Annotated in this window: 5 protein-coding genes; all 5 read right to left on the reverse strand. The window is 50.7% G+C overall.

Annotated elements, in window-relative coordinates:
* The coding region (locus ACTIE6_RS10600; RefSeq protein WP_439556607.1) for a hypothetical protein at nucleotides 1-260 on the reverse strand (260 nt) is incomplete at its 3' end.
* Between the two features lie 44 nt (nucleotides 261-304).
* Entirely contained in the window at nucleotides 305-2,074 is a 1,770-nt protein-coding gene (locus tag ACTIE6_RS10605; RefSeq protein WP_439556608.1) for a RagB/SusD family nutrient uptake outer membrane protein, read from the reverse strand.
* Nucleotides 2,075-2,092: 18 nt separating this feature from the next.
* Complete coding sequence (locus tag ACTIE6_RS10610; RefSeq protein WP_439556609.1) at nucleotides 2,093-5,215, reverse strand: SusC/RagA family TonB-linked outer membrane protein; 3,123 nt, start codon at nucleotides 5,213-5,215, stop codon at nucleotides 2,093-2,095.
* Between the two features lie 36 nt (nucleotides 5,216-5,251).
* Nucleotides 5,252-7,144 carry a RagB/SusD family nutrient uptake outer membrane protein gene (locus tag ACTIE6_RS10615; protein ID WP_439556610.1) on the reverse strand — a complete coding sequence of 631 codons (1,893 nt, stop codon included), beginning with the start codon at nucleotides 7,142-7,144 and terminating at the stop codon, nucleotides 5,252-5,254.
* A 12-nt stretch (nucleotides 7,145-7,156) separates the two neighbouring features.
* Nucleotides 7,157-9,447: SusC/RagA family TonB-linked outer membrane protein (locus tag ACTIE6_RS10620; RefSeq protein ID WP_439556611.1), on the reverse strand; the 2,291-nt coding region annotated here is incomplete at its 5' end.

Consider the following 9,447-nt stretch of genomic DNA (forward strand, 5'->3'; position numbering starts at 1 on the left):
GGATCCCCGCCCCAGTCCGGGTGATCAAAATCTTCCAGTACCGCGGGGTTTTTGGATACAATTTCATGCAAATCCCAATGCCGGGCAGGCGCTACATCGTGCCACAAAAAGTAAAACATACCTACCTGCCGGTTGCTTTTCGGATCGCCCACTACATTGTTTTGCGGGATTGTCCTGCCGAGATCATCGGTACCCGCCAGCGGCTGCGCCAGAGCCGCATTGACTGTCAGAAGCGATAGTATGAAAAATTTTTTGAGCATTAATCAAGGGTTTAGGTTTGTATTTTATCAAAAGCGAAAGTGTTTTAGTCCAGCCAGCCGGGATTCTGCCAGTCCGCACCGGACAGGCCGATGATCTTGTCGACCTCCGCTTGATCGATCGGGTACAGCAGGTATTTGTCGGAAAATGCATTGCGGTTCGGGAATTTGAACCGGCGGTAAACGAAGTTTGAGCCGCTCTTGGTAATCCGCATTCCCGTCACAAAACGGTCGGTCTGATCCAGGATCTTCCAGCGGCGTACATCAAAAAACCGGTGCTCCTCAAATGCCAGCTCTACGCGCCGCTCGTTTCTGTATTTTTTGTCAAAAGCATCTTTCGTCATCCCCGCAGGAAAGACCGGCATTCCCGCCCGCGCCCGTACTGCATTTACAGCCTGCCGCGCCGACATACTTTGTGCGCCTACCTTCACAGCCGCATCCGGCCCTGCTGACTGGTTTGCAGCCTCTGCAAAATTGAGATACAGCTCAGCCAGCCTGAACAGCCTGATCGCCCCATCCGCATCATTGTTCTGCCCAGACCTGAAATTGTTGAACTTCCTGAGGTAGTAGCCGGTTCGGGTATGTTTCCGGTTGATATCCGAAATCTCCTCAGTCCCGCCAACAAAAGTTTCCACCTTTTTGCCCGCGGGCTGGTCGAGATTCCTCACAGCCCCATTGTAGTAAATAGAAGCATAAAAGCGCGGATCGCGTCCCGAATAAGGATCAGTTTCCTTGTAGCCGGAAGCTGTATTGATCACCGGAGTAGTGCGGTTCGCGTCGGAGTAGCCGGTAATAGGCATTTCGCCATTGGCCATTTCGTAGCTGTCTACCATTTCCTGCGTGGGACACGGACCTGTTCTTTCCATGCCAGGGTTGGTCGGCATGCCTGCATACCGCCAAACCTGCATAGCATCTCCGGCATGATAGATGGTTTCTTTATCCGCAGCGCGCTGGTCGTTGGAGCTGGTAAAAAAGTACAGCGCGTAACTGTTCTGGGCAATGTTGGCCGGGGGTTTTTGGTCAAAAAGCTGGTAACCGTTTGCCAGGCATTCTCCCAAAGCTTCCGCAGTGATCGTGGTGGCTGTTTGCCAGTTATAGGTACCATCGCTCCAAAGCGGACTGGCCGCATAGGTAACAGCCTCCGACTTAACTGCATAGGCAACCGCCCGCGTCATAATGCCGTATTGATTATCAAAAATATCCCAGGGCAAACCTTCCCGCGTAGCAGGATATGATAATGCTTTGTCACAATCGGCCAGAATAAAGGTTACTACTTCCGAAAAGCTGGCGCGTTTATCCTGTGAAAAATCGTGGTCAATGGCGAGCGGCTTGTCGAAGATCGGGACGCCACCGTAGCGTTTGATCAGTTGCAGGTAGTACAATGCCCGCAAAGTGTGCGCCTGCGCAATCCACGAGTTCTTTTCGCCTTCGCTCGCATATACAGTCGCCGTTTTGATATTTTCGATAAACACATTGCATTTCCTGATTCCTTCATACAGCTTACCCCACGGACTTCCGTCTGCCGAATTGGCCGCGTAAGTAAGGGAAGTTACATTGCCACCGTACCAGACAATGTATTTCGATCCCGGCGTGATATCATCTGCATCCTGCGCTTCGTCGGTAAAGGAAGCGCGATCCATATAAGGTTTGGGAACAAAACCGTAGCAGGAATTAAGGTAGCCGCGGGTTCGGTTATAGTCGCTGAAAACCCGGTCCATGGTAATGCGGCCATCGCTGGGCAGGTCCAGCTTTTCGTTGCAGGATACCAGTATCGAGGTAACTGCCAGGGTCAGGAGAAGTAGCTTATATTTTTTCATTTTGTAAAATGACAGAGTTTAGAAAATCACGCTGATACCTGCATTGAACACGCGGTAAACCGGGAAACCCGCAAAGCCGCCGCCCTCGGGACCATAATCTTTCGACCGCATTTTATCCCACGTAATCAGGTTTTGCCCGCTCACCAGTATCCTGATTTTGTCAGACAGAATGTACCGTGAAACGGAGGCAGGAAGCGTGTACCCGATCTCCACATTTTTCAGGCGCAGGTAAGCGCGGTTATCCAGGTAGTAATCGCTTGATTCGTGGTTAACGCTCTTGCCCAGTGAGAGTGCGGGCGCGGTAATTTCTTCACCATTTGCATAGCGTTCCGGCGTCCACGCATTACGGTGCAGCGAGCCAAAAACGCCGTCGTATTCCGTTTCCCAGATTCCCGTGAGTGTACCAGTTTCAACCGTCGCATAGTTACCTACTCCCTGGAACAGGAAGCTCAGGTCAAAGTTTTTGTAGGTAAAACCGGCGGACAAGGAATAGATCGTACTCGGCAGCATGCCCGTCCCGATCGGCGCTTTGTCGCGCTCGTCGATTTTCGAATCGCCATTCAAATCTTGATATTTCAAGTCGCCGGGGCGGGGAGTACCAAAGCCGTAAGTCAATCCGCTCTGGTCAATTTCTGCCTGCGAATTGAAGTACCCGTTTCCATTGCTGCGATCAACGAGGTACCCGAACTTCTGACCAAAAGAATAACCTTCCTGCCATTTACGGTAAGCATAATCTTCTGTTTTGAGCGCTTCATTCTGGTTGATGATCTTGTTCTTGGCAACACTTACCATCAAATTCCCAAAAACAGAAAAATTGCGGCTTAACGCTTTGTTGTATCCCAGATTGATATCAACTCCCTTGTTTTCGAAACTCCCCGAATTCAGCTTCGGATAGTTAACCAGCTGCACGCCCTGGTAAAGCGGAATGGTAGACAATGCACTCACGATCATGTTGTCCATTTTTTCATGAAAAACATCCACCGACAAATTCACTGCATTGAAGAATCCCAGATCAATCCCGAAGTTCTGTTTTTTCGAAATCTCGGCTGCGATGTTCGGGTTACCTACCTGGCCTTCCTTCACTTCGTATTGAAGCGAACCAATGGGCCCGCCGCCTGCCACTGTCACATTATCGAGGTATGCATACCTGGCAAGTCCGCTTTCGTCGTTGGCTGTCTTTCCATAAGAACCCCGCAGTTTCAGGTAAGTGAGGAACGCATTGTCTCTCAAAAAGGCTTCATTTGAAATCACCCAGGCGGCCGAGATCGCCGGTGTGGTGGTGTAGCGCACACTTCTTGCATATTGCTCGGAGCCGGAATAACCCAGGTCGAGTTTCAGCAGGTACCTGTTATCAAAACCATAACTCACCTCAAATCCCGAGCTTACCCGGTTATAAGGCAGCATTCGCGCTGAATCGTTTTCAGCCCTCGTCAGGTTTTGGTAAAACATATACGCCATCGCGCCAACGCGGTGCCTGCCAAAGTCGCGCTGGTAGTTCATCGCTACATTGTAGGTCAAATGGTAATAGTAGGAATGCGATTTGGAGTAAGCCAGCGGCGTGTTGTTCTGAGCACCTTTTTTGATAAAACCGGTACCCGAAGAATCGCTCGTCTGCACCCAGCGTTCGTAATCCTGCTTCGTGCTCAGACTGCCTACGGAGTTGGTCTGGTAAGCCAGCCTTCCAGTCAGGTTCAAACCTTTTGTGAGAAAACCCATATCCAGGTCCAACCCAAACTGCGAAGTAATGTTGGTAACCGTGTGCCGCACGTAGCCGGTTCGGTTGAGCATGCCATAGGTAGGCGATTCCACACGTTCGGTCGTGATCACTTTTCCACCGGGATCCGTTACTTCGCCCGATCCGTCAACAATGGGCTGCGTCACTGGTCCGTAAACCGTCGACGGGATCCGGAAAATACTCGAATACACATCTGCATTACTTGCCCCCGGTGTACGCTCGCGCTTCACATTCCCGCTCAGCCGCACGAATGCTTTCAGGTACTGGTTCAGGTTCATATCCACATTAGAGCGGTAGTTGACCCAGATATTGTTTGCATTCGGGTTATAGCGCGTCTGGTCTGTTTTGAAATAGCCACCCTGGTGCATGAAGTTGATGTTGGAGAAAAACTGCACTTTGTCATTTCCGCCCGTCACATTCACACTCGCCCGCTGCATATTCGCAAAATCCTTGATGAAGCGTTTGTACCAGTTGTTATTGGGGTAAAGAACAGGGTCAGAGCCGGTGCGGTAACCTTCAATCTGCTGCTGACTGAAAAGGTAATTGGCGCCCAAACCATCATTCAATGCAGCCTGGTTCCGCATGGTGGCGTAATCAGCCGAGTTGTAGAACGGCGGAGTTGTAGTTACCTGCTGCACTGACTGGTCAAACCGCGTCTTGATTTGCAAAGGTCCTTTTTTCCCTCTTTTGGTAGTAATGACCAGCAGTCCGTTTGCACCCTGGATACCGTAAAGCGCCTGGGTAGAAGCGTCCCGCAGGATTGTAACCGTTTCAATTTCATTGGCGGTAATGTAATCCAGCGTCTGGTTGCTGTTGTAAGCGCAGATAATCCCGTCGATGATCACCAGCGGCCCGCCGTCGCGACCTGCCGCCAGTCCGCGGATGTACAGGTTGGTATTTGCCCGCGACAGTTCCGAGAAAGTTTCCTGCGTGGTAAGTCCCGGCAGGCGACCGGCAAGTGTCTGCGTCAGGTTGGCGACCGGCGCTTTTTCCAGCTCTTCGCCTTTCACCGTAGCTACCGAGCCTGAAATATCGTTTCGCAACTGCGAAGTATACCCGAGCTGGATTACCTCGTCTTTCTTATGCGCGTCCCATTGCAGCTTTACGTCAAGCTCCTGCTTGTCAGTGACATTGATTTTCTGGTTTTTATAACCATATAATGAAAATACAATGGCGCGACTGCCGTCGTCGATACTCATCGCAAACTCTCCCTTACTATTCGTAGAAGTCCCGTTCTTCCCGTTTTCAGAATTGATCACAACCCCTGAAAGCGGCTTGCCAAACTCGTCGAGCACAAGCCCGTTGATCGTTTCCGTCAGCTCCTGCGCCAAAACCTGCGTACCAAATGCAGACAGGATCACGAAGGCGGCGAGCGACAGGATACCGGATTTTATATGTGTTATCATAAAAATGATCGTATAAATCGTTGAAAACTAAATTGACTACCAGCCAGGGCTCTGCCAGTTTGCACCTGTGATCGAGCGGAGCCTGTTGGCTTCGTTGAGCGGCATTGGTACCCAGAGGAATTTGTTCGTAAAATTCTTCCGCTCCGTCCCGCGCACATTCCTGCGCTTGTAGCTGAAAGTCCCGTTTGAATTCCGGGTGATTTCCATGGCGGTAATCCAGCGATCGGTTTTAGACAAATCTTCCGCCGGCAGCGACCACCGGCGCACATCGAAATACCGGTTCTCTTCCATTGCCAGCTCCACGCGACGCTCGGCGCGCACCCGCTTGATCAATGCATCTTTCGAAAGACCAGCAGGTAAATTGGGCATTCCGGCACGGGTGCGGATTTCGTTAACCGCTTTCACCGCATCCGCCAGCTGCCCCGCTTCTGCTGCTGCTTCGGCAAAGTTGAGGATCACCTCGCCCAACCTGAAAAGCTTCCAGTTGGCACCTGCGATCGGGTTGTCATTGCCTGAGTTGGGGTGTAAAAACTTGCGTTCGTAGTAACCTGTGCGTGTGGCCCGGCGGGTGGTCGGGTGAATGCCCGTTTGCGGCTCGCCTGCGTAAGTGGCGATAATGCGCGTGCGGTTACCGATCGGCGCGGGATAGTTTTCCACCGACTCCGGCGCTTCCGCGAAGTTCCACATTGCTTTGCGCTTTGATCCATTGAAATAAATGGATGCGTAAAAACGCGGATCGCGGTTGGCGTAAGGATCGTTCGGATTGTACAGCTTGTTGGCTGCATTGTAATTAGGCTGCAAATGCTGGTCGTCGAGGTACGGCCTATCCAGGTCCAGAACAGGCTGACCGTCGATCGTTTCATAAGCATCCACCAGCTCCTGCGTAGGACAAGTTCCGGACTTATAACCATCCTGCGAACCAATGCCGTCGATATTCCAGATGTTACCCTGGTTTTCGCGGCTCTGGAAAATGGTTTCACGATCCACCGGGGCGGCCGAGTAGTTCATGGTCTGGGTAAAATATTCGTTGTAAATGGCGGTATTCACATTCTTGTTCGGGCCGAGGTAAGCTGTCTCCGAAAGGTAAGTCTGCGGGAAATTGACCCGGTTGTAAAGCTCGTATCCATTCGCTTTCAGGTTTTCCAGCGAAGTTTTATTGATCTGATAAGCTTCCTGCCAGAGATTTTGACCCGCATTATTCAATGGACTGGCGGCAAAAAGGATCATTTTGGACTTAATCGCTTCGGCCAAACCTTTATGTACGCGCCCGCCTTCGCTGGCTGTGGTAACCCGCCACGGTAGCTCCGCTGTGTTCAGTGCGACGTCGCAATCTTCGATAATGAATTTGACCACATCATAATAGCTCGCTTTGGCCACAGTTGAAAAATCCTGGGAGAAGTCATAAGGCTCCCGCTCGATCGGCAGCACGGGGCCAAACCATTTCAGCAGCTCCGAATAGTAATAAGCCCGCAGCAAATGCGCCTCCGCTTTCCAGCGCGCACGGTCGGTTGGCACGCGCACTGTTGCTTTGTCAATGCGGCTGATGAACACGGTACAGTTGCGGATTGCAGTCCAGTACCTGGCCCAATAGTCACCGTTTCCACCTTCGGCGCTAATGTTCGTCACCGGGTGACTGCCCGCTGATGCGTCTCCATTGTACATTCTCCCCGACATAATCCACGATTCTGCCTCCGCGTCGGTATCCCAGGATTCGTCACTCCAGTTCACAGGGCCGCGACTCCAGAAGAAGTAGCGTGTTCCTTTGACGGGAATATTGGCATAACAGGTATTCAGGAATGCGCCTACTTTGTCATTATCGGCAAAAATCTCGTCCATCGCCAGCTTCCCGTCGGGTGCCATATCGAGCACACCTTTGCAGGAAGTCAGCAAGACAAAAACAAGCATTGAAAAACGATATATCTTTTTCATAGATCTCTCTGATTAGAAGGTGACGTTAAGACCAAGGTTCGCCATTTTGGTCACCGGATACCCGAGCGAATCGTCGTTTTCCGGATCGAGGTGGTTCATTCTCAGCTTGTCCCACGTGAAGTAGTTCTGCGCACTTACATATACCCTGAACTTGCTGATACCGATCGCCTTCAAAGCGCCAGACGGGAGCGTGTAGCCGAGCGTCAGATTTTTGAGGCGGGTAAAGGATCTGTTCATGATAAAAAAATCATTGGCAGTGTGGTTGGTGGTACTGTGCGTGCTCAGGGCAGGGTAAGTGATCTTGTCACCGTTTGCAAAACGCTCCGGCGTCCAGGCAGATTTGTGGTAATCGAAATAGGTACCGCGGATAATGTATTCATAAACACCCTGCTGCGCGTAGTTCATCGTGTATTTGCCCACGCCCTGGAAAAAGGTGGTGAAGTCAAATCCTTTATAATTGACGGTGAGCGACAAACCATAATTGACGCGGGGAATGGTGGAATAACCAATGGGCGCCTGGTCTTTGTCGTCGATGGTACCGTCGCCATTCAGGTCAACATATTTGAAATCCCCTACCCTGGGCTCTCCGAATCCGTACCGGGTTTTGGCGAGATAGGAATCCAGTTCTTCCTTCGAGTTAAAAAAGCCGTTTCCATTGCTGTAATCAATTTTATAACCCCATGATTGATTCAAAGAATAACCAGCCTGCCTATACCTGTGAACATAGCTTTCATCGCGAATGGATTCGTCCATAAACTTGACCGTATTATGGTTGTACCCATAATTTCCTGAAATCATAATGTTGAAATCTTTGGAAAAAGCCTTGTTGTACGTCAGCTCGATTTCGTAGCCTTTGTTATCCACCAATCCCATATTGACTTTGGGAATATTGCCCAGCGGCACACCCTGGAATTCGGGAACCGTACCTCTGTTGATCAGGATATTGCTGCGCTTTTCTTTAAAATAATCAACAGTAAGGCTCAGGTTGCCGAGCAGCTGAAAATCCATACCGTAATTCTGTTTGGCAGCTACTTCCCAGGTAATGTTCGGGTTTCCGAGTAAGCCCAGGTTAATCTGCTGGCCGAGTCCCAAACTGCCTAGCGGGCCGCCGCCACCCATGGTGATATTGCTTTGGTACAAAAACCGCGGACTTACCTCCCGCGATGCGCCGAGAATGTCGTTCCCGACTTTTCCGTAAGAAGCCCTGAATTTGAGATTGGTAACGTACCGGTTGTTTTTCAAAAAATTCTCATTGCTCAGTACCCAGCCAACCGAAACCGCCGGGAAGAAACCAAAGCGGTGACCGGGTGCAAACTGCTCCGATCCATTATAACCCATATTGATTTCAGCGAGGTACCTTTCGTCAAAACCATAAGTAGCCCGCGCCGCAACACCCAGTACATTGTAGGGAATTTCACCGGCCGTGGTTTCCCAGGTATCGCGCTGCGCGAGGATCATTCCGCCGATATCGTGCTTTTCACCAAATAACCTTTGATAATTGATGGAACCCTGCATGTTGATATTGTAGCGGGAATCAGCGCCTTTCCGAAGAATGAGCAGCTTTTCATCCGATCTTTTGACTGCATAAGTAAGCACATCGGTCGCCGGGTTCACTTCTGCCAGGTACAACCGTTCCGACTTGTCGCCCTGCATAGCGGTGGTAGATTTCGAATCGTAGGAGATCATTCCTTTGATGCTCAAACCTTTGGTAACCGTATTACCCAGGTCCCATTCCATTCCGAAAGACGCATTGAGGTTGGAGCGGATTTCATTCCGGTAACCCATTCTGTTCATGATCTCAAATGCGGAACGGTCCATATAACCTGGATCAACAATCTGGCCGGGCGCCACGCCGAAGCCGTCGATGGTAGTTGGTCCGGGAGTTATGGGTAAAATCGTTTGCGCCTGGTACAGCAAATCGCGCATCATCCAGTTGGTATCATCTCCGTAAAGCCAGGCTGCGGGCATATTCACCTGTTCAATGTAGCTGCCTATGTTCAGGAATGCTTTGAGGGAGTTGGTTACCTTATAGTCCAGGTTGGCGCGAAAGCTGTACCGGTCCATTTTGGAAGAAGGATCGTAGCCTAAAACCGACTTCGGCTGTACATTGAGGTTACCGCCCTGGTGCAGGTAAGCGCCGTTTACGAAATAAGAAACCTTGTCCGTTCCTCCTGTTACATTCATATTCACCCGCGTTTGAGGCGCATATCTTGAAATGTACTCCCGGTAATAATCGTGATCGGGATACATATATCTTCTCACTATCGCTTTTTGCGCGTATTCAGGATCATTCGGGTCGAGGC

The sequence above is a fragment of the Dyadobacter sp. genome, assembly GCF_051859145.1.
Classification (GTDB): Bacteria; Bacteroidota; Bacteroidia; order Cytophagales; family Spirosomataceae; genus Dyadobacter.

Bases quoted from the DNA above. Each gene is read 5' to 3' on its own strand.
- ACTIE6_RS10615 (WP_439556610.1), bottom strand. From the start codon at position 7,144: ATGAAAAAGATATATCGTTTTTCAATGCTTGTTTTTGTCTTGCTGACT.
- ACTIE6_RS10610 (WP_439556609.1), bottom strand. From the start codon at position 5,215: ATGATAACACATATAAAATCCGGTATCCTGTCGCTCGCCGCCTTCGTG.
- ACTIE6_RS10605 (WP_439556608.1), bottom strand. From the start codon at position 2,074: ATGAAAAAATATAAGCTACTTCTCCTGACCCTGGCAGTTACCTCGATA.